General features: G+C 64.6%; 23 protein-coding genes. 12 read left to right on the top strand and 11 right to left on the bottom strand.

The features are described from left to right. The 7 genes from ACK3SD_RS09245 to ACK3SD_RS09215 all read left to right on the top strand — a co-directional run bounded on the left by ACK3SD_RS09245 (position 1) and on the right by ACK3SD_RS09215 (position 7840). Positions 1-1362, top strand: a complete 1362-nt coding sequence (locus tag ACK3SD_RS09245; protein ID WP_481125283.1) for an L-fucose/L-arabinose isomerase family protein — start codon at positions 1-3, stop codon at positions 1360-1362. Then, positions 1362-3392, top strand: a complete 2031-nt coding sequence (locus tag ACK3SD_RS09240) for an alpha-glucosidase (protein WP_481125282.1) — start codon at positions 1362-1364, stop codon at positions 3390-3392. Before ACK3SD_RS09245 ends, ACK3SD_RS09240 begins: the two co-directional genes overlap by 1 nt. A gap of 51 nt (positions 3393-3443) precedes the next feature. Then, positions 3444-4802, top strand: coding sequence for an MFS transporter (locus ACK3SD_RS09235; RefSeq protein ID WP_481125281.1), 1359 nt, complete (start codon positions 3444-3446; stop codon positions 4800-4802). Positions 4803-4847: 45 nt separating this feature from the next. Beyond that, positions 4848-6257, top strand: a complete 1410-nt coding sequence (locus tag ACK3SD_RS09230; protein ID WP_481125280.1) for a glycoside-pentoside-hexuronide (GPH):cation symporter — start codon at positions 4848-4850, stop codon at positions 6255-6257. 66 nt (positions 6258-6323) lie between these two features. Then, a complete protein-coding gene (parS, locus tag ACK3SD_RS09225) occupies positions 6324-6770 on the top strand; it encodes a type II RES/Xre toxin-antitoxin system antitoxin (protein ID WP_137763278.1) in 447 nt (148 codons plus the stop codon). Beyond that, the gene (locus ACK3SD_RS09220; protein WP_481125279.1) at positions 6767-7228 is read left to right on the top strand and encodes an RES family NAD+ phosphorylase; all 462 of its coding nucleotides are present in this window, start codon (positions 6767-6769) and stop codon (positions 7226-7228) included. Before parS ends, ACK3SD_RS09220 begins: the two co-directional genes overlap by 4 nt. A gap of 99 nt (positions 7229-7327) precedes the next feature. Then, on the top strand, positions 7328-7840 hold the full coding sequence (locus ACK3SD_RS09215; protein WP_481125278.1) for a YjjA family protein: 513 nt from the start codon (positions 7328-7330) through the stop codon (positions 7838-7840). A 27-nt stretch (positions 7841-7867) separates the two neighbouring features. On the opposite strand, the gene nth is transcribed toward ACK3SD_RS09215, so the two are convergent. The 9 genes from nth to ACK3SD_RS09170 form a co-directional block, all read right to left on the bottom strand. Continuing rightward, positions 7868-8503: an endonuclease III gene (gene nth, locus ACK3SD_RS09210; RefSeq protein ID WP_481125277.1), complete on the bottom strand. Its 636-nt coding sequence runs from the start codon at positions 8501-8503 to the stop codon at positions 7868-7870. Next, positions 8500-9198, bottom strand: a complete 699-nt coding sequence (locus ACK3SD_RS09205; RefSeq protein WP_481125276.1) for an electron transport complex subunit E — start codon at positions 9196-9198, stop codon at positions 8500-8502. The genes nth and ACK3SD_RS09205 overlap by 4 nt, the downstream gene beginning before the upstream one ends. Continuing rightward, positions 9191-9823, bottom strand: a complete 633-nt coding sequence (gene rsxG / locus ACK3SD_RS09200; protein ID WP_481125275.1) for an electron transport complex subunit RsxG — start codon at positions 9821-9823, stop codon at positions 9191-9193. Before rsxG ends, ACK3SD_RS09205 begins: the two co-directional genes overlap by 8 nt. A 9-nt stretch (positions 9824-9832) precedes the next feature. Beyond that, positions 9833-10885, bottom strand: coding sequence for an electron transport complex subunit RsxD (rsxD, locus tag ACK3SD_RS09195; RefSeq protein WP_481125274.1), 1053 nt, complete (start codon positions 10883-10885; stop codon positions 9833-9835). After that, positions 10886-13537: an electron transport complex subunit RsxC gene (gene rsxC, locus ACK3SD_RS09190; protein ID WP_481125273.1), complete on the bottom strand. Its 2652-nt coding sequence runs from the start codon at positions 13535-13537 to the stop codon at positions 10886-10888. After that, positions 13530-14105 carry an electron transport complex subunit RsxB gene (gene rsxB / locus ACK3SD_RS09185; RefSeq protein ID WP_137763270.1) on the bottom strand — a complete coding sequence of 192 codons (576 nt, stop codon included), beginning with the start codon at positions 14103-14105 and terminating at the stop codon, positions 13530-13532. The genes rsxC and rsxB overlap by 8 nt, the downstream gene beginning before the upstream one ends. Then, the gene (gene rsxA, locus ACK3SD_RS09180; protein WP_137763269.1) at positions 14105-14686 is read right to left on the bottom strand and encodes an electron transport complex subunit RsxA; all 582 of its coding nucleotides are present in this window, start codon (positions 14684-14686) and stop codon (positions 14105-14107) included. Before rsxA ends, rsxB begins: the two co-directional genes overlap by 1 nt. 53 nt (positions 14687-14739) lie before the next feature. After that, entirely contained in the window at positions 14740-15180 is a 441-nt protein-coding gene (locus tag ACK3SD_RS09175; RefSeq protein ID WP_481125272.1) for a DUF2569 domain-containing protein, read from the bottom strand. A gap of 146 nt (positions 15181-15326) precedes the next feature. Continuing rightward, positions 15327-16739: a glycoside hydrolase family 1 protein gene (locus ACK3SD_RS09170; RefSeq protein ID WP_481125271.1), complete on the bottom strand. Its 1413-nt coding sequence runs from the start codon at positions 16737-16739 to the stop codon at positions 15327-15329. A gap of 227 nt (positions 16740-16966) precedes the next feature. Between ACK3SD_RS09170 and ACK3SD_RS09165 the strand changes: the two genes are divergently transcribed. The 4 genes from ACK3SD_RS09165 (at position 16967) to ACK3SD_RS09150 (ending at position 20802) form a co-directional block, all read left to right on the top strand. Next, positions 16967-17614 (top strand): TipAS antibiotic-recognition domain-containing protein, encoded by a 648-nt coding sequence (locus ACK3SD_RS09165; protein ID WP_481125270.1) that lies wholly within the window; start codon positions 16967-16969, stop codon positions 17612-17614. A 462-nt stretch (positions 17615-18076) separates the two neighbouring features. Further along, positions 18077-18502, top strand: a complete 426-nt coding sequence (locus ACK3SD_RS09160; RefSeq protein WP_481125269.1) for a hypothetical protein — start codon at positions 18077-18079, stop codon at positions 18500-18502. A gap of 159 nt (positions 18503-18661) precedes the next feature. Next, complete coding sequence (locus tag ACK3SD_RS09155) at positions 18662-20140, top strand: hypothetical protein (RefSeq protein ID WP_481125268.1); 1479 nt, start codon at positions 18662-18664, stop codon at positions 20138-20140. Then, positions 20029-20802, top strand: a complete 774-nt coding sequence (locus ACK3SD_RS09150; RefSeq protein WP_481125267.1) for a hypothetical protein — start codon at positions 20029-20031, stop codon at positions 20800-20802. The genes ACK3SD_RS09155 and ACK3SD_RS09150 overlap by 112 nt, the downstream gene beginning before the upstream one ends. 72 nt (positions 20803-20874) lie before the next feature. On the opposite strand, the gene araA is transcribed toward ACK3SD_RS09150, so the two are convergent. After that, positions 20875-22380: an L-arabinose isomerase gene (gene araA / locus ACK3SD_RS09145; RefSeq protein ID WP_481125266.1), complete on the bottom strand. Its 1506-nt coding sequence runs from the start codon at positions 22378-22380 to the stop codon at positions 20875-20877. A gap of 49 nt (positions 22381-22429) precedes the next feature. Then, positions 22430-24139, bottom strand: a complete 1710-nt coding sequence (locus tag ACK3SD_RS09140; protein WP_481125265.1) for a ribulokinase — start codon at positions 24137-24139, stop codon at positions 22430-22432. Between the two features lie 379 nt (positions 24140-24518). On the opposite strand from ACK3SD_RS09140, the gene ACK3SD_RS09135 reads away from it, so the two are divergent. Continuing rightward, complete coding sequence (locus tag ACK3SD_RS09135; RefSeq protein ID WP_481125264.1) at positions 24519-25502, top strand: arabinose ABC transporter substrate-binding protein; 984 nt, start codon at positions 24519-24521, stop codon at positions 25500-25502. Positions 25503-25524: the final 22 nt, after the last annotated feature.

The raw sequence follows: 25524 nt of genomic DNA, 5'->3' as shown, positions 1-25524 counted from the left end.
ATGAACCCACAACCCACTTTGGGCGTGCTGGCGCTGGGCCGCGCCACCTTCGATGTGCCCTATGCCGAACAGATGCTGGCGCAGGCGTGGCAGACGCTGCGCCAGTTGCCGGTGACGCTGGCTGGCGAGCCGGTGCTCTGTCTGGACGCGGAGACCACCCGCACGGCGCTGGGCACGCTGCGCGCCGCCCAGCCGGATCTGCTGCTGATTGTGCAGGCGACCTTTACCGACGCCTCGCTGACCACCGAGGTACTGCGCGAGCTGGATCTGCCGGCGCTGCTCTGGTCATTCCCCGAGCCGCGCACCGGCGGCCGCCTGCGGCTGAATGCCTTCTGCGGCGTCAATCTGGCCTGCCACGCCCTGAGCCGCCTGAATATCACCCCGCTGACCCTGCACGCCGCGCCAGATAGCCCGGCCGCCGCCGCCGAGCTGGCGCTGGCGGCCAGGGCGGCGGGCATCGTCTCGCGTCTGCGCCGGTCACGGCTGCTGGTGATTGGCGATCATCCCACCGGCTTTGACGCCTGCAACTACCAGCCGCAGGAGCTGGCGAGCCGCCTCGGTGTGGCCCACGACCGGCTGGAGGTGGGGGCCTTCATCAATCAGGTGAAAGCGCTGCCCGACAGCGTGGCTGACGCGCCGTGGCAGCGCCGGGCGCAGGACTTCAGCAACTTGGCGGAGATGGATCCGGTGGCGACGCGCAAGACGCTGAAGACCTACGCCGCCCTGCAACAGCAGGCGGCAGAGGGGAACTATGACGGCATCGCGGTGCGCTGCTGGCCGGACTTCTTCACCGATTACGGCTGTGCCGCCTGCGGTGCGCTGGCGCTGATGAATGAGGATGGCGTGCCCTGTGGTTGCGAGGCGGATCTCTACGGCGTGATCTCCTCGCTGCTGTTGCAGTGGGCTTCCGGGGAGGGGGCGTTCAATACCGATCTGGTGGACATCGACCCGCAGGACAACAGTGTGGTGTTCTGGCACTGTGGTCAGGCACCGATTGAGATGGCCGACCGTGACGGCCCGGTGCGCGCGACGCTGCACTCCAACCGCAAGCTGCCGCTGCTGTCGGAGTTCGCGCTGAAGCCGGGGCGCATCACCCTCTGCCGCATCAGCCAGGGGCAGGGCAAGCTGCGGCTGATGCTGGCGGGCGGCGAGATGCTGAAAGCGCCGCTGGCCTTCTCCGGCACCTCCGGGGTGGCGCGGCTGGACGTGGACGCCGACACCTACCGGCAACGCCTGTTGGCCAGCACCACACCTCACTGGTCTATGGCGATCACCGGCCGTTGCTGCGCAAGGTGGCGCAACTGCTGGATCTGGAACTGCTGGAGCTGGCATGACGCCAGCTCCCACACAGGGAGTCAATGATGAGCACGTTACCCAAGAATGTCCGCTTTATCCCCACTGCCGATGGCTTCCACCTCACGCTGGATGGCAAGCCGCTGCTGTGCCACAGCGCCTCGCGCCCCTGTCTGGTGGCCGGGCGCGGCGTGGCGGACATTGAGATGTTCCGCGGCAACTTTAGCGTGAAAGATCAGTTGGAAGAGAAGCTGGCCCTCACCACTTGCCACATTGCGCCGCACGATGGCGGGCAGGTGGTGACGCTGTCACGTGGCGAGGTGGCCGCCGCCCGGCTGACGCTGGGCAGTGACGACGGCGGGCGGCTGACGCTCAACGTCCAGACGCTGACGCCGCACTACAACCGGCTGTGGATCAACCTCGAGGCGGAGCCGGAGGAGCGCGTCTACGGCTGCGGCGAGCAGTTCTCCTACTTCAACCTGCGCGGCCGCCCCTTCCCGCTCTGGACCAGTGAGCAGGGCGTGGGCCGCAACAAAAAGAGCTTCGTCACCTGGCAGGCGGATTGCCAGGAGAACGCCGGCGGCGACTACTACTGGACTTTCTTCCCGCAGCCGACCTTTGTCTCCAGCCGCCGCTACTTCTGCCACTTCAGCAACAGCGGCTACATGTGCTTTGACTTCTCGCAGCCAGAGCACCACCAACTGGCAGTGTGGGAGGGGCAGGCCGACCTCTGCTTTGAGGCGGCAGACAGCCTGCTGGCGCTGGTCAGCCGGGTGAGCGCGCTGCTGGGCCGCCAGCCGGAGCTGCCGGAGTGGGTCTACGACGGCATCATCCTCGGCATTCAGGGCGGCACCGAGGTGTGCCAGCAGAAGCTGGATCGCGCCCGCGCGCTGGGGGTGCCGGTGGCCGGCATCTGGGCGCAGGATTGGGAGGGTCGGCGCGTCACCTCCTTTGGCAAGCGGCTGATGTGGAACTGGCGCTGGGATGAGACGCTCTATCCGGGGTTGGATCAGCGCATCGCGCAGTGGCGCAAGGAGGGGGTGCGCTTCCTCGGCTACATCAACCCCTACGTGGCGGTGGAGAAGGAGCTGTATGCCGAGGCGGCGGCGCGCGGCTACCTCACCACGGACGCCGATGGCGGCCCCTATCAGGTGGAGTTTGGCGAGTTCTACGCTGGCGTGGTGGATCTGACCAACCCGGCGGCCTACGACTGGTACAAGGGGGTGATCAAGCAGAACCTGATCGCCTTTGGCCTCGACGGCTGGATGGCCGACTTTGGCGAGTACCTGCCCACCGACACCCACCTGCACAACGGCGTCAGCGCCGAAATCATGCACAACGCCTGGCCGGTGCTGTGGGCGAAGTGCAACTACGAGGCGCTGGCGGAGAGCGGCAAGCTGGGCGAGATCCTGTTCTTTATGCGTGCTGGCTTCAGCGGCAGCCAGAAATATTCGGTGATGATGTGGGCCGGCGACCAGAACGTTGACTGGAGCCTAGACGATGGGCTGGCCTCGGTGATCCCGGCGGCGCTGTCGCTGGCGATGTGTGGCCACGGCCTGCACCACAGCGATCTTGGCGGCTACACCACGCTGTTCGGCATGGCGCGCAGCAAGGAGTTGCTGCTGCGCTGGTGCGACTTCGCCGCCTTCACGCCGCTGATGCGCAGCCACGAGGGCAACCGGCCGGATGACAACTGGCAGTTCGACAGCGACGACGACACCCTGCGCCACTTGGCGCGCATGGGGCAGGTGTTCCGCCGCCTGAAGCCCTACCTGCAACAGGCGGTAGCGCAGAACAGCCAACAGGGCGTGCCGGTAATGCGGCCGCTGTTGCTGCACTACGAGGATGACCCGCGCACCTGGGATCTCGGCTACCAGTACCTGCTGGGGCGCGACCTGCTGGTGGCGCCGGTGCACCAGCCCGACCAGCATGAGTGGCGGCTCTACCTGCCCCATGACCAGTGGGTGCACCTCTGGAGCGGCGAGCCGTATGACGGCGGCCGCGAGGTGACGGTGGCCGCGCCGCTCGGGCAGCCACCGGTGTTCTACCGCCGCGACAGCCAGTGGGCCACGCTGTTTGCCAGGTTGCGCGACGCCTAACGCCCGCCACGGCGCACCGCCGTGGCGGTGCGCCTTCAAGGAGAATCCATCATGAATCCACAGACTCAGCCGGCGTTGCCGCTGCGTGAGAAGGTCGCCTATGGGCTGGGGGACGTCGGCTCCAATTTGCTGCTGGACATTGGCACCCTCTACCTGCTGAAGTTCTACACCGATGTGCTTGGCCTGCCCGGTGCCTGGGGCGGCCTGATCTTTTTGGTCGCCAAGTTCTTCACCGCCTTCACGGACATGGGCACCGGACTGCTTCTGGACGCCCGCCGCGCTGGCCCCGGCGGCAAATTCCGCCCCTTTATCCTCTATGCCGCCTTCCCGGTGGCGCTGCTGGCGGTGGCCAACTTTGCTGGCACCCCCTTCGGCCTGACTGGCAGGGCGCTGTTCGCCACGCTGCTGTTTATGCTCTACGGGCTATTCTTCAGCCTGATGAACTGCGCCTACGGCGCGATGGTGCCCGCCATCACCCAACACCCCGATGAGCGGGCGCAGCTGGCCGCCTGGCGGCAGGGCGGGGCGACGCTCGGGCTGCTGCTCTGTACCGTCGGCTTTGTACCGATCCTCGACCTGTTTGCCGACCGGCCCCAGCTCGGCTACCTGATGGCCGCCAGCCTGTTCGCGCTGCTGGGGCTGGCCTGCATGTGGCTCTGCGCCCGTGGCGTCACCGAGCGCCACGTCGCACCGGCGGCCAGCCAGCGCGCCAGCCTGCTTGGTTCCTTCCGCGCCATCGCCGGCAACCGGCCGCTGTTTGTGCTCTGCCTCGCCAACCTCTGCACGCTGGCGGCGTTCAACGTCAAGCTGGCGATCCAGATCTACTACATCCAGTACGTGCTCAACGACCTGTCGCTGATGGCCTGGATGGGCTTCTTCAGCATGGGCTGCGTCCTGCTCGGCGTGTTGTGCGTGCCGCGCGCGGTGCGCCGGTTCGGCAAGAAGCGGGTCTACCTCGGCGGGCTGCTGCTCTGGGCGGCGGGCGACCTGCTCAACTACCTGCTGGGGAACGACCCACTCAGCTTTGTGCTGCTCTCCTGCCTGACCTTCTTCGGCTCCGCCTTCGTCAACAGCCTTAACTGGGCGCTGGTCTCCGACACCGTGGAGTATGGTGAGTGGCGCACCGGCGTGCGCGCCGAGGGCACGGTCTACACCGGCTTTACCTTTTTCCGCAAGATGTCGCAGGCGCTGGCCGGCTTCTTCCCCGGCCTGATGCTGACGCAGATTGGCTACGTGCCGAACGTGGCGCAGTCCGCCGAGGCGCTGGAGGGGCTGCGCCAGCTGATCTTCCTCTACCCCTGTGGGCTGGCGCTGCTGACGGCGCTGATCATGGGGCGCGGCTACCGCCTCAATGAGCAGGTTTACGTGAAGATTGTCGGCGAACTGGCGGCCCGGCGGCACACCGCCTGATTTGGCCCTACACTTACCCACCGGCCTGTGGCCAGAGAGGGAACCATGACGCAACAGAGTGATGTGCTGGCAGTGCCCCCGGCGGTGGATGCCGCCCCCAGCGTGCTGCCGGTGACGCTGCGGGAGAAGATCGCCTACGGGCTGGGCGACGTCGGCAATGGCTTTATGTTTGACCTCGGCCAGATCTACCTGCTGAAGTTCTACACCGACACCCTCGGCCTGCCACCGGCGGCGGCCGGTGGGGTCTTCTTCTTCACCAAAATCTTCGACGCGCTGGCGGACTTCAGCGTCGGCACCTGGGTTGACCGGCGGCAGCGCATCGGGCCGCGCGGCAAGTTCCGCCCCTTTATGCTCTATGGCGCGGTGCCGCTCGGGCTGGCGACCGTCGCCAGCTTCACCCAACCGGGCTTCTCGCCCGACGGGATGCTGCTGTGGGCCTACTTCACCTACATGTTGTTTGGCCTGATCTACAGCATCGTCAACATTCCCTACGGCTCGATGATCGCCGCCATGACCCAAGACCCGGTGGAGCGGGCGCAGCTCGCCGCGTGGCGGCAGGGCGGCTCCAACCTGGCGCTGCTGATCACCACCGTCAGCTTTGTGCCACTGCTGTCGCTGGCACCCGCCACCCCGCAGGGCGCGCTGTGCGTGGTGGCGCTGTTTGCCAGCGCCGGGGTGGCGCTGCAACTCTTCTGCTACGCCAATATCCGTGAGCGGGTGCGCCCGGCCATCCCCGCTGCGCGCGATCGCGCCCCGCTGCCGTTGCGCCCGGCGCTGCTGGCGATTGCGCGCAACCGGCCGTTGCTGCTGCTCTGTCTGGTGAACGTGCTGACCTTCTCCGCCTTCAACGTCAAACTGGTGGCGCAGGTCTACTACTGCCAGTACGTGTTGCAGGACATCAACATCCTGCCGTGGATGGGCTTCTTCAGCATGGGCTGCGTCTTCCTCGGCGTGCTCTGCGTGCCCTGGCTCTCCAAGCATCGCGGCAAAAAGTTCACCTTTATCCTTGGCTGTGCCATCTGGGCGCTGGGCGAGCTGTGCAACTACTTCTGGCCGACGCCGGACAGCGTCAGTTTTATCCTCTTCTCCTGTCTGGCCTTCTACGGCAGCGCGCTGGTTAACAGCCTCTACTGGGCCTTCGCCTCCGATGCGGTGGAGTATGGCGAGTGGCGCACCGGGCTGCGCACCGAGGGGATGGTCTATGCCTTCTTCACCTTCAGCCGCAAGCTGTCACAGGCGATTGCCGGCTCGCTGCCGGGGGTGGTGCTGGCGTGGGTGGGTTACCGGCCCAACACCCTCCAGACCGTGGAGGTGCAGCACGGCATGACGCTGCTGATGTTCATCTACCCCGGCGCGCTGGCCCTGCTGACGCTGCTGATCTGGTGGCGCGGCTACCGGCTGGATGAGCAGCGTTACGAGGAGATCCTGCTGGATTTGCAGCGGCGCAGCGGTTAAGGCGTGTTCATTTTCCCGACAATTGTCTATACTGAATACTGACAATTGTCGAACAAGGAGAGAACCATGCGCGCATATATCCCTACCCAACCCTCGCAGGACCACGCCCTGTGGCGTTTTGCTGGCCTGCCGGGTGACCGGGGGCGGGCGCTGATCTCAGCGTTGCAGGCCGGGCTGCCGGTCGAGGTGCTGGAGAGCATCCGCGACTGGTCATCCATGTCGCAGGCGGAGATTTTGCGCATCGCTGGCATCAACGAGCGCAACATTGCCCGGCGCAAGCAGGCGGGCAGCACGCTCTCGGCCGATGAGAGCGAACGCATCGCACGGCTGGTGCGGGTGTTTGACGCCGCCGTGCAGCTTTTCGGCGGCGATAAGCAGGAGGCTGGCGACTGGCTGCGCTCGCCGGTCAAGGGGCTGGGGCAGGTCAGCCCGCTGTCGCTGATCGCCACCGAGAGTGGCGCGATTGAGGTGCTGGATCTGATTGGCCGGCTGGAGCATGGTGTGATCGCATGATCTTCTACCGGTTGGTCAAGGCCGCATTTGCCGATGAGGCGTGGAGCGGCAGCGGTGCCAAGCGCTTTGGTGGCCGCTGGAACCACAAGGGGCAGGCGGCGGTGTACGTCTCCAGCTCCATCGCGCTCGCCGCGCTGGAGATTCTGGTGCACGCCCCGCGCCAGAGCCTGCTGGAGCGCTACGCGCTGTTCAGCATTGAACTGCCGGACAGCGAGGTGAACTATTTGGAGTCGCGCTACCTGCCCGATGACTGGACGCATGACCCGGCACCGCTCTCGACGATGGATCTCGGCAGCGGCTGGCTGGAGGCCAACAGCGGCGCGGCGCTGATGGTGCCCTCCTGCGTCATTCCCCATGAAAACAACGCGTTGCTTAACCCCCACCACCCGGCATTCCGCGCCGCGCTGGAGAGCGTGGTAATCTATGACTTCAATTTTGACCGTCGGCTGGCGCTTTGACGGCAAAACTCGGATTGTCCCGCATTGAGCATTGTGCTTCCTGCCGCTAGGCTGGGCGGGCATGAAACATGCACCATTTTAATGAATTGAGGGGATAGTATGATCTTTTCCGTACGCCGCCTGATGGCATTGGCGCTGGCTGGCACGCTGGTCAGTGGGGCGGCGCAAGCCGATTTGATGGGCGCGCTGAAGAGTGCCAATGACGCGCTGAATGGCAACAATGCCAACGGCACCGCCACCAGCACCACAACCAACACCGGCGGCACCTCGCTGACCACCCTGATGGGGCTGCTCAACGGCGGCGACAGCGCGCTGAAGGCCGACAGCGCCAGCAACGCGGCGGGCGTGCTGGAGTACTGCGTGAAGAACAATGTGCTCTCCACCAGCAAGGCCAGCAGCGTCAAGGATCAGTTGCTGAGCAAGCTCGGCATCCAGAGCGCCGCGGGCGCGGAGAACGAGGAGTACCAGCAGGGGCTGGGCGGCCTGTTGCAGACCGGGCAGGGCACCAGCCTCAACCTTGCCAGCCTCGGGGCGGGCACCCAGCAACTGCGTGACAAGCTGAAAACCAAGGCCTGTGACGTGGTGCTGAAACAGTCAGCGAAACTGCTGTAACTTGCCAGCCGGGGTATCCGCCCCGGCCTATTCGTAGACCTTCTCGCGATACTCGCACAGATCCTCAATCAGGCAGGAGCCGCAGCGCGGCTTGCGGGCGATGCAGGTGTAACGCCCATGCAGGATCAGCCAGTGGTGGCAATCGACCTTAAACTCCGCCGGCACCACCTTCAACAGCTTCTCCTCCACCTGATCGACGTTCTTGCCCGGTGCTAAATTGGTGCGGTTGGAGACGCGGAAGATGTGGGTATCGACGGCGATGGTCGGCCAGCCAAAGGCGGTGTTAAGCACCACGTTGGCGGTCTTGCGCCCGACGCCCGGCAGTGCCTCCAGCGCCGCGCGATCTTCTGGCACCTCGCCGCCGTGGCGCTCCAGCAGCAGCCGGCAGGTCTTGATGACGTTCTCCGCCTTGCTGTTGTAGAGGCCAATGGTCTTGATGTACTCCTTCACCCCGTCCACGCCCAACTCCAGTATCGCCTGCGGCGTGTTCGCCACCGGGTAGAGCCGGGCAGTGGCCTTGTTGACGCTGACGTCGGTGGCCTGCGCCGACAGCAGCACCGCGATCAGCAGCTCAAATGGCGTGCTGTAGACCAGCTCGGTGGTGGGGTGCGGGTTGTTGTCGCGTAACCGGGTCAGGATGGCGACGCGCTTCTCTTTATTCATGCGTTGCCCGCCTCGCCCGGCAGGGTGGTGACCGGGATGGCCTTCGCTGCCGCGGCCCGCGCCTTCATCTTCTGGTCAATCAGGTACTTGATCGCCAGCAGCATCGCCAACCCGATAAAGGCACCCGGCGGCAGCATCGCCAGCAGGAACGGCGTGTCGAGGTGCGCCACCTCCACCCGCAGCACCTTGGCCCAGCTGCCGAGCAGCAGGTCAGCGCCATCAAACAGCGTGCCGTTGCCCAGAATTTCACGCATTGACCCCAGCACGAACATCGCCGCGGTTCCGCCGAGGCCGGTCATCAGGCCATCCAGCGCCGCGTAGCGCACCGGCGCCTTGGCGGCGTAAGCCTCTGGGCGGCCAATCACGATGCAGTTGGTGACAATCAGCGGAATGAAGATGCCCAGCGACTGGTAGAGGCCGTAGGCATAGGCGTTGATCAGCATCTGCACGCAGCTCACCACCGAGGCGATGATCATCACGTAGATCGGGATGCGGATCTCATGGGGGATCCAGCGCTGCATCAGCGAAATAGAGGTGTTGGTGCAGAACAGCACCAGCGTGGTCGCCAGCCCCAGTCCGAGGGCGTTGGTGGCGGTCGAGGTGACGGCCAGCAGCGGGCACATGCCCAGCAGCTGCACCAGTGCCGAGTTGTTCTTCCACAACCCGTCAACGATTACGCGTTTGGCTTCACTCATCAGAGGCTCCACAAGGGGGTAAGGTGGCAAGGTTCGGCGGTAGGCTCTCCATAAAGAGCGTAGTGCGGCGCACCGCATTCACCACCGCGCGCGGGGTGATGGTGGCACCGGTGAACTGGTCAAACATGCCGCCATCTTTCTTCACCGCCCAGCGGCGGTCATTTGGCCCATCAATGCTCTGTTGGGCAAAGTGCTTGATCCAGTCAGAGATCCGCACCTCAATCTTATCACCCAGACCCGGCGTCTCATGGTGCTCCAGCACACGGGTGCCATAGACCTTGCCGTGGAAATCGGCGGCCACCAGGATCTGGATGGCACCGGAGTAGCCATCCGGCGCGGTGGTCTCAATCGCCGCCGCCACCGGTTCGCCGCCCTTGCGCGCCAGATAGAGGCGGTGCGGGGCAGCGCTGCCGAGCGCTGGGTCGGTCACCAGAAAGCACTCATGCTGCATAGAGTTGTCGTAGATGTCCGTCGGGATCACCTGATCAAACAGCGCTTTCTGCTGCTGGGCGGCCTGATCGTTGATGGTTGGCCGGGTCAGGTGGTAGACCACCGCCGTCAGGCCAGTGGTCAACGCCGCGAACAGCGCCAGGGTGGTGCCGTGGCGTCGCATGGTATCAAACATCATAGCTCCTTAGCGATGCCCGTAGACTCTGGGTTGGGTGTAGTGGTCAATCAGCGGCACGGTAATGTTGGCCAGCAGCACGGCGAAGGCGACGCCATCCGGGTAGCCGCCATAGACGCGGATCAGCCACACCAGCAGGCCAATCAGTGCGCCAAAGATCAGGCGGCCGCGCGGCGTGGTGGAGGCGGTGACCGGGTCGGTGGCGATAAAGAACGCGCCGAGCATGGTCGCGCCGGAGAAGAGGTGGATCAGCGGCGAGGCGTTGGCCGCCGGGTTGACCAGCCACGCCAGCCCACTGCAAAACGCCAGCATCAGCAGGAAGCTGACCGGGATGTGCCAGTGGATCAGGCGACGGCCGAGCAGCAGCAGGCCGCCCGCCAGGAAGCCAAGGTTGATCCACTGCCAGCCGAGGCCCGCCAGAAAGCCGCTGTAGATCGGCTGCGCCAGCAGCTGCGTGTGGCTGTGGCCGGCGCGCAGGCCGGTCTTGAAGCCATCCAGCGGCGTTGCTTGGGTCACGCCATCGACATTCATCTGGAGCTGGTAGGGCGTCAAGCCGTCGCTGTTGTGGCCGCTGAAGATGCTGAGCAGGGTGTCATGCCAGCCCGGCGTATGGAGTTGCAGCGACTCTGGCGGCAGCCAGGTGGTCATCTGCACCGGGAAGGAGATCAGCAGCACCACGTAGCCGACCATCGCCGGGTTGAACGGGTTCTGCCCCAGCCCGCCATACAGCCCCTTGGCGATGACGATGGCGAAGACGGTGCCGAGCACCACCATCCACCAGGGGGCGAGCGGCGGCAAACTGATGCCGAGCAGCAGGGCGGTCAGTAGGGCGGAGTTGTCGCCCAGTTTGGCTTTCACCGACTGGTGGCGCAGCGCCACGATGGCCCCCTCCGCCAGCAGGGCGGTGACCATCGCCAGCGCTACCTGCACCAGGTTGCCGGGGCCGAAGAAGGCCCACTGCGCCGCCATGCCAGGGATGCAGGCCAGCATCACCCACAGCATGATGCTGCTGGTGCGTTGCCGGTTATGGGTAAAGGGTGAACTTGCGATTCTGAAAGCCATTTATTCCTCGTTCGACATCGTTTCTTGTGCGGCCTTGCGCGCCTTGATCCGGGCAATCGCCGCAGCGACTGCCTCCTTGCGCGGGTCGCTTTCTTGTTTTTCCATGCTGTGCTTCTCGTCGCCGACGGCTTTACGCAGCGGCTCCGGGGCATCGTCATTGGCTGAATCCGCCGCCTGCGCGGCACGCTTGGCCTTGGCGCGCGCGACAGCGGCGGCCACGGCGGCCTTGCGTTTCTCCTCGGCGGAGCGTTCGGCGGCTGGTTCCGCTGTTTCTGCCGGGGCTTCTGCCTCCGCGTCTGCCGGGGCATCAGCGGCCTGCGCGGCACGCTTGGCCTTGGCTCGGGCAACGGCGGCGGCCACGGCGGCCTTGCGTTTCTCCTCGGCGGAGAGTTCGGCGGCTGGTTCCGCTGTTTCTGCCGGGGCGTCTGCCTCTGCGTCTGCCGGAGCATCAGCGGCCTGCGCGGCGCGCTTGGCCTTGGCACGGGCGACAGCGGCGGCCACGGCGGCTTTGCGTTTATCTTCGGCGGAGAGTTCGGCGGCTGGTTCCGCTGTTTCTGCCGGGGCGTCTGCCTCTGCGTCTGCCGGGGCGTCAGCGGCCTGCGCGGCGCGCTTGGCCTTGGCACGCGCGACGGCGGCGGCCACGGCGGCCTTGCGTTTCTCCTCGGCGGAGAGTTCAGCGGCTGGTTCCGCTGTTTCTGCCGGGGCGTCTGCCTCTGCGTCTGCCGGGGCATCAGCGGCCTGCGCGGCACGCTTGGCCTTGGCACGGGCAACGGCGGCGGCCACGGCGGCCTTGCGTTTCTCCTCGGCGGCTGGTTCCGCTGTTTCTGCCGGGGCGTCTGCCGGGGCAGCGGCGGCCTCGGCGGCGGCGGCGCGTTTGGCGCGCACCCGATCCAGGGCGTCAGCCACGGCGGCTTTACGCTGCTCTTCGGCCGAAGGGGCGTTGGCCGGGGTCTCGGCCACTGGCGCGCCCTCGGCCGCTTTCTTGGCCTTGACGCGGGCGAGGGCCGCGGCGACTGCCGCCTTGCGCGGATCGACGTCGTGCTGCTGCTCATCCTCAGACTGGGAGATCTGGTCAACCGGTGTCTCTGCCGCGGCGGCGGCGCGTAACAGGCGGCGCTCGGCCGCGCGGGCCTCACGCTCCGCGGCGGCCGCCGGGTTGGCGTCAGCCGGGGTCGCGCTATCATCCAGCCGGACGGCCGCCTTCTTATGGCGATCCTCACGCGCCTGCTTCTCACGCTCCAGCCGCGCCTGCTTGGCCTCAAAGCGTGCCTTGGCCTCGGTGGCGCGCGCCGCCTCTTGATCCAGCTCGCGGATCTCGGCCTTCTCCTGACGGTAGTACTGCACCAGCGGAATGTTGCTTGGGCAGACGTAGGCGCAGGCACCGCACTCGATGCAGTCAAACAGGTTGTAGTTGCGTGCCTTCTCATGCTCCTGGCCGCGGCTGAACCAGTAGAGCTGTTGCGGCAGCAGGCCAGCCGGGCAGGCGTCCGCGCACTGGCTACAGCGAATGCACGCCTCTTCCGCCTGCGGCTCGCCCATCTCGCTGCGCGATGGCGCAAGCAGGCAGTTGGTGATCTTGACGGTCGGCACGTCGAGGTTCGGCAGGGTGAAGCCCATCAGCGGGCCGCCCATGATCACCAGTTGCTGGTCATGCGGGCGGAAGCCGCTGTACTCGAGCAGCTGGGAAACCGGCGTGCCGATGCGCGCCCACAGGTTGCCCGGCTGGCCGACGGACTCACCGGTCAGCGTCACCACGCGCTCAATCAGCGGCTCACCATGCACAATGGCGCGGGTGATGGCGTAGAGCGTGCCGACGTTCTGCATCAACACCCCGATGGAGGAGGAGTGCTTGCCGTGCGGCACCTCCTGCCCGGTCAGGATGCGCGTCAGCTGCTTGGCACCGCCGGAGGGGTATTTGGTGGGGATGACGCGCAGCTCAATCTTCACGCCCGGCGTGTCATCCTGCTTCAGCGCCGCTTTCAACGCGGCGATCGCCTCGGGTTTGTTGTCCTCAATGCCAATCAGCACCTGCTCCGGTTGCAGGATGTGGCAGAGGATGCGCGTACCGGTGATGATCGCCGGCGCGTGCTCCTGCATCAGGCGGTCATCGGCGGTGATGTACGGCTCGCACTCGGCGGCGTTGACGATCAGCGTCTTCACGCCGCGCTGGCCGCCCTGCAATTTGGTGGCGGTCGGGAAGCCCGCGCCGCCAAGGCCCGCCACGCCCGCCTGATGGATGCGCGCGATCAGGTCGGCGGCGTCATGCTGGCGGTAGTCGGCTACCGGCGACAGGTCACACCAACGGTCATTGCCGTCGGCGTCAATCACCACGCACAGCTCCTTCAGGCCGGAGGGGTGGGCGGTGATGCGCGGCTCCACCACCCGCACGGTGCCAGAGGTGGGGGCGTGCACCGGCAGGGTGCGGTTGCGCCCCGCGGTCAGCGGCTGCCCCTTCAGTACCCGGTCACCGGCCTTGACCAGCAGCTCGCCCTCAGGGCCAAGGTGCTGTTGCAGCGGAATGATGAACTCATGGCTCAGCGGTGCCAGCCGCAGCGGCACGTGGCTCGACTGGGTCTTCATCTCTGGCGGGTGGATGCCGCCGGAGAAGTCCCAGATCTTGTGTTTATTAAGGGCCTTCAGCAGGTTAAACATGCTGGCCCTCCGCAATCACGCGGACTGGAATGGCGTTCAGATCCCATTTCCAGTTGGCGGTAGTGGTCTTCACGGGTCTCATCTCAATACAGTCAGTCGGGCAGGGGGCAACGCACAGGTCGCAGCCGGTGCAGAGATCGGCCACCACGGTATGCACGGCGCGGGTGGCACCGACAATCGCATCCACCGGGCAAGCCTGAATGCACTTGGTGCAGCCGATGCAGTTGCTCTCATCGACAAAGGCCACCTTGCGCACCGGGTGCGTGACAGTGTCACCCCCATCCAGCGGCTGCTGCTCAACGTTGAGCAGCGCGGCGATCTTCACCATCACCTGCTCGCCGCCGGGGGCGCACTTGTTGATCTTCTCGCCGTTGGCCACCGCCTCGGCGTAGGGGCGGCAGCCGGGGTAACCGCACTGGCCGCACTGGCTCTGCGGCAGCAACGCATCGACCTGCTCGGCCACCGGATCCTCTTCCACTTTGAAGCGGCGGGAGGCGTATCCCAGAATCAGGCCGAACACCAGCGCCAGCGCGCTCAGCGCGGCAATCGCAATCCACAACGTGCTCATCAGAATTTCACCAAGCCAGTAAAGCCCATGAAGGCCAGTGACATCAGGCCAGCGGTCACCAGCGCAATTGAGGAGCCACGGAACGGTGCCGGCACGTCGGCCACCGCCAGACGCTCACGGATGGCGGCGAACAACACCATCACCAGCGAGAAGCCCGCCGCCGCCGCAAAGCCATACACCGCGGACTGGAGGAAGTTGTGGGATTCATTGATGTTGAGCAACGCCACCCCGAGCACCGCGCAGTTGGTGGTGATCAGCGGCAGGAAGATCCCCAGCAGGCGGTAGAGCGACGGGCTGGTCTTGCGCACCACCATCTCGGTGAACTGCACTACCACGGCGATCACCAGAATAAAGGAGAGAGTGCGCAGGTAGACCAGATCCAGCGGCAGCAGGATGAAGCTATTGATCGCCCAGGCGCTGATGGAGGCCAGCGTCATCACAAAGGTGGTGGCCAGGCCCATGCCAATGGCGGTCTCCAGTTTCTTGGAGACGCCCATAAAGGGGCAGAGGCCCAAAAATTTCACCAGTACGAAGTTGTTCACCAGCACGGTGCCGATAAACAGGAGCAGGTATTCGGTCATTGCAATGCCTGAAAGTCTGAAGCCAAAAGAAGCCGTCGCCAACCGCGACGGGGTTACTCAATAAAGGTCTGCTTGACCCGTCGCGAACGCGTGAAGTAGGGCGCCAGCAGCGCCGCCGCCAGCAGCGGGGTCAGCAGCACGCGCACCGCCAGCTCATCGGGGATCGGCGAAAAGGCGAAGGTTTTGATCGCCAGCAACACGCCCACCAGCAGCCAGAAGATATAGAGCTTCGGCAGCACCCGCCGGCGCTGGGTAAAACGCCAGAGCACCCAGGCGCTGAACAGCCACATGCCCAGGGTCGTCAGCAGCGAAACAAACCACGGCAGGGCCATGCCGGGCGAGCCAGCCAGCAGTTGCGCCCGCGATGTTTCACTGGAGAGCGCCATGCCATACAGCACCAGCATCACGGTGTTGCTCAGCAGGATCAGGATCAGGTAGGCCAGCGGAGCTAGCAACCAGCCGCCAAGCCGTTTGATGGGTTGATTTTGCAGCATAAAAAACCTTTGTGCAGGATGAAACAGCGCGGAAGGCCCGCATTCAGCCGGCACATACTACCAGAGTGAAATTCCCCGGCTTATCAAGAATGTGTTGTGAAAGAGTAACAAAATAACAGGGCCGGGCAGGGCCGGCCCCGGTGGGATTAACGCTGTTCGCCGTTGCTGGCGATCACTTGCTGATACCACGCAAAGCTCTTTTTGCGCTGGCGTGCCAGCCCGCGCTGGTGGTCAACGTAGACAAAGCCATACTGCTTCTGGAAGCCGTTGAGCCAGCTCAGCAGGTCGATGAATGACCACGGGTAGTAGCCGCGCACGTCCGCCCCTTGCTCAATCGCCTCGGCGATGGCGGCGATGTGCTGGCGCAGGTAGTCGATGCGGTCATCATCGCGCACCTCGCCATCGACAATCGGGTCTTTCGCCCCCAGCCCGTTCTCGGTGATGTAGATCGGCACATCGCCATAGCGCGCCTTGATCATCATGATGCCGTCGGTCAGCCCCTGCGGATAGATCTCCCAGTCCCAATCGGTGTAAACGCCCTGCGGGTTGCGCACAAACTTGAACAGCCCCTGCACGCCAAACTCCTTGCCCTGCTGGTGGCCGCTGCCGCGCTGGCCGCTGTGGTTGGCGTTGAAGCTGGTGGGCTGGTCGTTGGCGGCCACGGTCTCGCGCTTATAGAAGTTGAGGCCGATGAAGTCGCAGCGGTTGTTGCGCAATAGCTCGGCATCGCCTGGCGCAAAGCGCGGCACGCCCCACAGCGCCTGTGCCTGTGCCAGCAGCTCCGCCGGGTACTCGCCCTTCAGCACCGGGTCGTAGAGCCAGTGGGTGTAGATGCCATCGGCGAACTGGCAGGCGGCGATATCCTCCGGCGCGTCGCTGCGCGGAGTGTGCGGTTGCAGCACGTTAACGAAACCAATCTGCCCGTCGATGCCGCTGGTGCGGAAGGCCGCCACCGAGGCGGCGTGGGCGACGAACACATGGTGGCAGGCCTGCAACGCACGCGCCGGGTCTTGCACCGCGGGTGGGTGCGCGCCGGTAATGTAGCCGTGGCCGATGAACACCACCGTCTCATTGAAGGTAGACCACAGCTTCACGCGGTCGCCGAAGCGCTGGTAGCAGAGGCGGGCATACTCCACAAAGGCATCGGCGGTGGAGCGCGCCTCCCAGCCGCCCTCCTGTTGCAGCGCCAGCGGCAAATCCCAGTGGTAGAGGGTGATCATTGGCTCAATCTGGTGCTTGAGCAGCTCATCGATCAGATCGCTGTAGAAGGCCACGCCCGCCTCATTCACCTCGCCGCGCCCCTCTGGCAGCAAGCGCGGCCAGGAGAGGGAGAAGCGGTAACTCTTCATCCCCAGCTCGCCCATCAGCGCCACATCCTCACGGAAGCGGTGGTAGTGGTCTACCGCCACGTCGCCGTTGGTGCCCTGATAGGTGGTGCCGGGGCGGTGGGCAAACTCATCCCAAATCGATGGCCCCTTGCCATCCGCGTCAAAGCCGCCCTCAACCTGGTAGGCGGCAGTGGCCGCGCCCCATAAAAAATCCTGTGGAAATGCAGACATGGCAAACCTCTCCTGAGTGAATAACACCGGCGGCCAGTGTAAAAGCCGCCCCGCAACAACCGCAACCGGTTTCTGTAACCGGTTGCGGCTGGGGATGGTTTTTGCGATCCGGCGCACTGTTTCACCGCGACGGGCAGGGGCGTGTTCAGCGTGTGGCGCGGGTCGCCGTCACGCAGGCATAAGTTGCTATGCTAAAAGGAGCGTTGAGAACCCTGGAGGGGCCGATCATGTACGACAAATACTTTTCACAGGCCGAGCAGGCGCAACTGCCGCTCTCCCGGCCAGATGAGGCGCGTGACATTGAGTGGCGCGCGATGGTGAAGGAGGCGGAGTGGCTGATGGAGAACCACACCCTGCCGCAGGAGCCGGCCGCCCGGCAGCTGGCGTTGCGCTGGATGCTGGCGCTGGAGCGCGACACCGCTGGCAACCCAGATTTCCTGCACCGGTTGAACCAGATGCACCAGCAGGAGCCAGCGCTGCGTGAGGCGATCGGCATGACGCCGGAGATTGAGGCGTTCATCACCCACGCCTTTGCCGAAAACCGGATGCAGATCTTCCGCCGCTACCTGAATGAGGCGGAGTACGCCTTCCTGTATGAGAACTACCCGAAGCAGATGGCCGCCTGGCTGCCGCTGGTGGCGGAGATGCGCCGCGCGCGCGAGCAGGGCATCGCGCCCGATTCGCCGCAGGCGCGGCCACTGGCCCAGCGCTGGCTGGCGCTGTTTTGCGCCTTTGCCGGCAACGATCCACAGACCCACGCCAAAATTCGCCATGCGATGGAGAGCGAGCCAGAGCTGGCGCAGGGGGCGTGGCTGGATGAGCCATTGCGCCAGTGGCTGCGGCAGGCGGTTGACCATCTCACCCGCCGCCCCTGATCCCCGCCTGAAATTGCCCGTTCCGGGCAATTTTTTTCTGGCCGCCTCTTCGCGGCGCGCTTTTCCGGGAAAGCCCTAAAATAGAGAGGGCTAAATCCCCTCACTGACTATTTTCATATTGCCTGCCGGTTCAATCCCCTTAACCTTTGGCGACTTTTTTCCGTCATGAAATAGTTCACCGCCATTAATTCAACCCTGAATTGTGGTTTTTTTATTTCCCGCCAACCGAAGCGGTTATTTTATTTGGCCGCGGCTGGGGTTTATTTGTTTGCCTGCTTAGCGCGCTGTTTTTAAACGGTGATGAGCGGCGTGAATGAGAAAAAAGAGGGAATATGATAGCTCACTGAGAGGGGGGAGGCGCGTGCCAGAAGGCTCATAGAGTTGAATGATGCAAAATGAACCGGGTGAACTTTATCAGTTACCGCGCTGATGTTATGCCTTTAATGAATCGCAGGGATTGGGATGGCATTGAAACAGTGGAATGTATTAATTAACGGAGGTTTTACCATGAGCGAAAAGCAGACTAAACATCCACAGCCCCAACGGGAGGGGTCAGTGGAGCCACACAGCACCTTGCCGGAGAGCCACGCCGCCGTGGCACCGGTGCCAGAGGCCGTTCCTGCCGCTCCGCAGGAGAGAGAGCCGTTCCTGAGCAACAACTTTATCTATATCTACGCCTTTTGCGTCACATTGCTGACTTTCCTGTTTTTGTTCATGGCGTGTTTTTCGTCGGCCGTGGAGATGGCCCAGCGAAAAAGCATCATCAATACCGTTACCGGTTTTCTTCTGGGGGTAGCGCTGTCGGCCATTATCCAATATTTCTTTGGATCCAGCCTCAGTAGCAAAATAAAGGATGACACCATAGGCGCACTGAAAAATAAACGATAGGAGAAATAATTTTCGCCCGTGCGCCATCGCCAGATGTTATTGCGGAGGGGAGATGGCGCACAACCATTATAGAGAATCAGGTTATTCGCGTGAAGGCGCCTTTTATATTCCTGTGGTTTTTCCGGCCACTTTTCTCATTACATTATGCAGAGGTACATTATGTTCTATTTCAGAGCCAACCAAGTCAAACTAACCAGTAATGGCGCCACCCGCTCACTGTTTAATTGGCGCAAGGACCTGTCGAATGTCAAATTGATCAGTTTCGTCACCACCAGCCAGTCCACCCTGCCAGACATCGACACCTGGCTGGACTCCAACGATCCCGCGCAAAAAACCGCGCTGCTGGCGCGCGCGGTGCAGAGCGTTAGCTCCTCGCAGATCCTGACCACGGTGGAGAACGTCAAAGACAACGCGCGGCTGACCTTTGGCAGCACCGGCTACACGCTGTTCCAGTGCGACAAGATGCCGGAGGACGTCAACTGGTGCCTGATGGCGGTCAAGAGCAACAAGGACACGCGCGAGTTGGGGTCGGTCTTCTCCTCTATCGCCGACCACGCCGAGTTCAACAACTTTGCCGGGTCGCTGGGGTCGCTGGTGCTCAACGTCGCCAACCCCGGCTTCCGCGCTGGCGTGGAGATCGTGAAGTTCGTGACCGAGGTGATGTCGCAGCGTTTGCAGGATGAGGATGATGAGCAGCTGGGCCTGCTTTATCTCTCCCTCAACCGGTTGCAGCACTACAAATATGGCGAGCGCAAGGAGAACGGCGTCACCGACCTGACTGGCAACATGCAAGTGGACTACTCCATCTTTGGCGTGGAGGACGCCAACTATCAGCCGAGCACCGTCAGCGCCGAGGAAACGGACATGAGCACTGGCCTGAGCGTGCCGAAAGAGGTGGCGCAGGTGGCGAAGCAGACCGTGGAGGCCGGGCTGGCCGCCGCCACCGCCATCGCCCACAAAGCGGTGAGCGATGGCGCGGAAGCCGTGAGCGAGGTGCCGCTCCAGCCAGCTGACATCCTGATGAAAAAGGCCAAGGCGATCCTCCAGGCCAAGGAGGATGAGCTGCTGTCGAAAGCCAAGGAGGCGGTGGCTGGCGCGGCGTCGGGCGCGGTCTCGGCCGCCACCGGCGCGCTGGCCGATGTAGTCACTGGCGTGGTGGCGCAGGTGGCGCAGGCCGCAGGCGTGAAACTGCCCGCACCGGAGGAGGGCACCACGCCGCAGGCTGACCATGATGCGGGCCGGTTATCGGAGTCCAGCGTGCCGGCCAAGGGTGAGCCGAAGGAGATTGTCACGGAAGAGGCCCCGGATGAGCAGGCTTCCAAGGAGATCGCCACCCCGCCGGGGCTGGCGGTGGGCGAGACACCGAAACCGCAGGGCGGCGACGTTGACCAGATCGGGGATACCACCGATCAGGCTGACCACGATGCCGGACGGGTGCGGGATGCCAGCGCGCCAGCCAAGGGCGAGCCGAAGGAGATTGTCACCGAGGAGCCACCCGCTGACCCAGCCGGGGGAGTTCGCAGCCTGTGGACGCGGCGGCCAGTGACGCCCCGGCTGAAGGCGGCGAGGGTGGCGCGGCACCGGCGGCGGATGCGTCCAGCGATAGCCCGGCGATCCCGGCGCAGCCAGCGGAAGTGAACGCCGCCAATGCCCCGGACGTCGGCCAGCCCGCCGATCTGAACGCACCTGACGCCGCGCCGACCGAGGCGGAGCAGGCTGCCAGTGACGCCATCCCGGTGCAGCCAGCGGAGGTGAACGCTGCCAATGCCCCGGACGTCGCCCAGCCCGCGGATCTGAACGCGCCGGACACGCCGCCGACCGAGGCGGAGCAGGCCGCCAGTGACGCCATCCCGGTGCAGCCCGCCGATGCGCTGGCCGCTGGGGTGGGGGGCAAAAACGCCGCTGGCCAGCCGACCGACGTGGAGGCTGACACCCAGCCAGATGATGGCACCGGCAGTGGCAGTGGCAGTGATGCTGGCCCACAGAGCGTGGCAGGCACGCCCGATCCCTCCAGCGCGGGAGATGGGTCTCAGCCCGGCGCCACTCCCGCGACAGCGGAGTCGGTTACGGAGGCAACAACGGAGACGGCAGCCGCACCCGATGCCTCAGAGCCAGGGCCAAGCGACGGTGCCGAACAAGAGATTGTGGTCGAGGAACCCGCCGCTGATGCCGGTGCCGTTCCAAAGGAACAGGCCGCCGAGGATACCGAGGCCGCCAGCGGTGCTGACGCCGCTGCGGTGGATCAAGCGGTGGATCCAGGCAGTGCTCAGCCAACTAAAAGTGGGAAAAAAAGCCAATAAATCAGGTGGGCAATAACAGGGAGCGGCAAGCAGGAGTGGGCCTTCAGGCCCACTCTTTTTTATGGCGGGGGATCAGCGGGCGCAGAGCTTGTAGTAGACCTCGTTCCAGCGCAGCGCATCCTTGAAGGCGGGCAGGGTGGTCTGGTTGTCAATCACCAGCAGCTCGATGTTGTGCATCTCGGCGTAGAGGCGCAGGTGGTCGAGGTTCAGCGCCTGACTGAACACGGTGTGGTGCGCGCCGCCGCCGAGGATCCAGGCCTCCGCCGCGGTCGGCAGGTCAGGCTGCGCCTGCCAGATGGCGCGCGCCACTGGCAGTTTCGGCAGCGGGTGCGGCTGCTCGACGGTATCCACCACGTTCACCAGCAGGCGGAAGCGATCGCCAAGGTCAATCACGCTGGCGTTGACCGCCGGGCCAGCCGGAGTGGAGAAGATCAGGCGCGCCGGATCGGCCTTGCCGCCAATGCCGAGGTACTGCGCGTCCAGCAGCGGCTTGCGCTCCTTGGCGATGCTCGGGCACACCTCCAGCATGTGGGAGCCGACCACCAGATCATTGCCCGGCTGGAAGTGGTAGGTGTAATCCTCCATAAAGGAGGTGCCGCCCTCCAGCCCCTCGGCCATCACCTTCATGATGCGCAGCAGCGCGGCGGTCTTCCAGTCGCCCTCGCCGCCAAAGCCGTAGCCCTTCTGCATCAGGCGCTGTACCGCCAGCCCCGGCAGCTGCTTCATGCCCCACAGGTTCTCGAAGTTGGTGGTGAAGGCGCGGAAGCCGCCCTGCTCGAGGAAACGCGTCATCCCCAGCTCGATGCGCGCCGCGTCCAGCAGGTTCTCGCGCCGGTCGCCGTTGACCTTCACCGCATCGGTCAGCTCGTAGCTCGCCTCATACTCCTCAATCAGGGTATCGACGTCGCCGTTGCTCACCTCGTTGATCACGCTCACCAGGTCGCCGATGCCGTAGGCGCTGACGCTGTAGCCGAACTGGATCTGCGCGCCCACCTTGTCGCCCTCGGTGACCGCCACCTCACGCATGTTGTCGCCAAAGCGCGCCACCTTCAGTTGCTGGCTCTCCTGGCGCGCCGCCGCCACGCGCATCCACTCGGCGATGCGGCGGTGGGTGGTGCCATCCTGCCAGTGGCCGGTGATGACGCTATGGTGCTGGCGCATCCGCGCGCCGATGAAACCGAACTCGCGGCCGCCGTGGGCGGTCTGGTTGAGGTTCATGAAGTCCATGTCCATGCTCTCCCACGGCACCTGGGCATTGAACTGGGTGTGCAGCTGCAACAGTGGCTTGTGCAGCAGCGACAGGCCCGCGATCCACATCTTGGCTGGCGAGAAGGTGTGCAGCCAGACCATCAGGCCGATGCAGCCCGCGTGGTAGTTGGCCTCGCGGCAGAGTGCGGCGATCTCATCCGGCGTGGTGGCGAGCGGCTTCAGCACCAGCTTCACCGGCAGGCGCGCCTCTTTGTTCAGGCCGTTGACCACCTGCTCGGCGTGATCCGTCACCTGACGCAGGGTCTCCGGCCCATACAGGTGCTGGCTACCAATCACAAACCATACTTCGTGCTGTTTAAATGCGTCCATCTGCAACTCCTGAAAGATAGGGGCGGGCGGCAGGCGCCCGCCGGAAAAATTAGGCAAGGGGTTCGGCCGTCGGGGCGACCGGCTGGGCCGGGGCGGCGGCGAAGCGCGGCTCGGCGGTGTCACACCACTGCTGGTAGTGGCTGTAGAGGCGCTGGAAGGCGGCCACCCGCGCCGCATCCGGCAGCAGGGTGCGCTCAATCTGGCAGGCCATCTGCTGCTGGGCGGCTGGCACGTCGGCATACTCGCCAGCGGCCACCGCGGCAAAGATGGCCGCGCCCAGCGCGCAGCACTGGTCAGAGGCGACAATCTGCAACGGGCGGTTCATCACATCGGCGCACACCTGCATGATCAGCGGCGATTTGCGGGCGATGCCGCCCAACGCCAGCACGTTCTCCACCGGAATGCCCTGCTGCTCGAAGCACTCCATGATGGCGCGCGCGCCAAAGGCGGTGGCGGCGATGAAGCCACCGAACAGCGCCGGGGCGTCGGTGCCAAGGTTCAGGTCAGTGATCAGCCCCTTCAAACGCTGGTTGGCATTGGGGGTGCGGCGGCCGTTGAACCAGTCCAGCACCAGCGGCAGGCTCTCCAGCGAGGGGTTGTCCGCCCAGGCGCGGGTCAGGGTGGGCAGCAACTCCGCCTCAATCTGCTTGAGTTGCGGCGCCAGCGCCGGGTTGGCAGCGGCGGCCTGCTTCAGCGGCCAGCTCAGCAGGCGGCTGAACCAGGCGTACATGTCGCCGAAGGCTGACTGGCCAGCCTCCATGCCAATCATGCCCGGCACCACGCTGCCATCCACCTGGCCGCAGATGCCAGCGATGGCCCGATCCTCGACCCGCGCCTGATCGGCGAGCAGGATGTCGCAGGTGGAGGTGCCAATCACCTTCACCAGCGTGTAGGGCTGCGCCCCGGCACCGACCGCGCCCATGTGGCAGTCGAACGCGCCGCCGGAGAGCACCACCTCTTCAGAGAGGCCAAGGCGCTGCGCCCACTCGGCGCTCAGGGTGCCGACCGGCCGCTCGGCGGTGTAGGTCTCGGTGAACAGCGGGTAGGGCAGGTGCTCCACCAGCGCCGGGTCAAGCGCGGCGAAGAAGTCACGCGGCGGCAGCCCGCCCCAGGAGGGGTGCCACAGCATCTTGTGGCCAGCGCTACAGCGGCCGCGCAGCAGGTCAGCTGGCGCGGTGCGGCCAGCCAGCAGTGCTGGCACCCAGTCGCACAGCTCTACCCACGAGGCGGCCGCCTCACGTACCGCGGCATCGGCGCGCGAGACGTGCAGGATCTTGGCCCAGAACCACTCGGAGGAGTAGACGCCGCCGATGTAGCGGCTGTAGTCGGGGAAGCGGCCACTGCGGCAGAGGCGGTTGATCTCCTCCGCTTCTTCAATTGCGGTGTGGTCTTTCCACAGCACGAACATGGCGTTCGGGTTGTCGGCGAACTCTGGCCGCAGCGCCAGCACGCGCCCTTCGGCATCGACCGGGGCGGGGGTGGAGCCGGTGGTGTCCACGCCAATGCCGCGCACCGCGGCGCGCTGCGCGGGCGTCAATTGGCTGACCACGTTGCGCACCGCCTGCTCCATCGCCTCGATATAGTCAAGCGGATGGTGGCGGAACTGGTTCTGCGCCGGGCGGCAGAAGCGCCCCTCTTGCCAGCGCGGGTAGTAGATGACATCCGTCGCCAGCTCGGTGCCCTGTTGGCAATCCACGGCCAGCGCGCGTACCGAATCGCTGCCAAAATCAAGGCCGATCGCTATGGCACCTTGCGTCATTCTGGGTACTCCTATGGGTCTGGGGAAGTGCTGACTACATTAGGAGCTGGCTGGCGGGCAGGGTGAGGAGCCACTTGCTGCAAGTATGCACTTTTCTGCTTCCTTGGATGTTTCTGTGATGTCAGTCAAAAGTTATCGGTTGGCTAAATTCGCTATATCTATGCATATTCCTGCTGTTATTTGCAGATGTGATAGCGCTCCACATTTTCCGTGCCCATTTCCCGTTAAAACTGTTCCTGTCTTACCGCAGGCGGGCAGCCAGAAAGCGCCCTGTCACGGGCACTGTCCCGCTGCTCCGCCCGACGTGATCCCCTACTGATAACGTTTTCACAGCGCCCGTCGCACCGGGTGAACAACACCAATAAGACCGGAGAGCATCATGCATAAATTCACTAAGGGACTCGCAGCCATCGCATTGGCGGCCGTTATGTCACAATCAGCTATCGCCGAAACCATGAAACTCGGCTTTCTGGTGAAGCAGCCGGAGGAGCCGTGGTTCCAGACAGAGTGGAAGTTTGCCGACAAGGCCGGCAAGGATCTGGGCTTTGAGGTGATCAAGATCGCGGTGCCGGATGGCGAGAAGACGCTGAATGCCATCGACAGCTTGGCGGCCAGCGGCGCGAAGGGCTTTGTGATCTGCACCCCTGACCCGAAACTCGGCTCGGCCATCATGGCCAAGGCGCGTGGCTATGACCTGAAGGTGATCGCGGTGGATGACCAGTTCGTCACCGCCAAGGGCAAGCCGATGGAGACGGTGCCGCTGGTGATGATGGCCGCCACCAAGATTGGCGAGCGCCAGGGGCAGGAGCTGTACAAAGAGATGCAGAAGCGTGGCTGGAACGTGGCGGAGACCGGGGTGATGGCGATCACCGCCGACGAACTGGACACCGCCCGCCGCCGTACCACCGGCTCGATGGACGCGCTGAAGGCCGCCGGCTTCCCGGAGAAGCAGATCTACAAGGTGCCGACCAAGTCCAACGACATCCCCGGCGCGTTTGACGCCGCCAACTCGATGCTGGTGCAGCACCCGGAGGTGAAGAACTGGCTGATCGTCGGCATGAATGACAACACCGTACTGGGCGGCGTGCGCGCCACCGAGGGGCAGGGCTTCAAGGCGCCGAACGTGATTGGCATCGGCATCAACGGCGTGGACGCGGTGAGCGAGCTGTCGAAGGGCCAGGCCACCGGCTTCTATGGCTCGCTGCTGCCAAGCCCGGACATCCACGGCTACAAGAGCATCCAGATGCTGCATGACTGGGTGCAGAAGGATGCGGAGCCAGCGAAGTTCACCGAGGTGACCGACGTGGTGCTGATTACCCGCGACAACTTCAAGACCGAACTGCAAAAGAAAGGGCTGATGTAAGCCTCCCGGCGGCCCCTGCGGG

This window comes from Chimaeribacter sp. YP20170169, from assembly GCF_056739715.1.
Note: the sequence above shows the minus strand (reverse complement) of the source record. Positions and strands in the feature narration are given on the sequence as shown.